At 60.7% G+C, this 275-nt stretch carries 1 protein-coding gene; it reads right to left on the bottom strand.

What is annotated here, in order from left to right; all coding sequences use genetic code 11:
- Nucleotides 1–275: transposase (locus NHL51_RS13845; protein WP_434144660.1), on the bottom strand; the 275-nt coding region annotated here is incomplete at both ends.

The following is a 275-nucleotide window of genomic DNA, read 5'->3' as shown; positions in this document are numbered from 1 at the left end:
TACGCACTTTCATCGTGAGTGCGTCGCACGCGACGAACGTGAACGGGCCGGCCTCACCTAACGGCCTCGTGCGAAACTCACTCACATGCTCGTCCATATCGGCGGCCATTCGGGAGACCTGCGACTTCGACAGGGAATGGATGCGAAGGGTCTTCACGAGTTTGTCCATCCGCCTCGTTGAGACGCCAGCGAGGTAGGCGTCAGCGACGACGGTGATCCTCGCCGCTTCTGAGCGTTTGCGACGTTCGAGGAGCCACTCGGGGAAATACGTGCCT

Origin of the sequence: Leucobacter sp. gxy201, from assembly GCF_051043335.1 — a bacterium.
In the GTDB taxonomy this organism is placed as follows: domain Bacteria; phylum Actinomycetota; class Actinomycetes; order Actinomycetales; family Microbacteriaceae; genus Leucobacter.
This window is presented reverse-complemented; position numbering and strand designations above follow the sequence as displayed.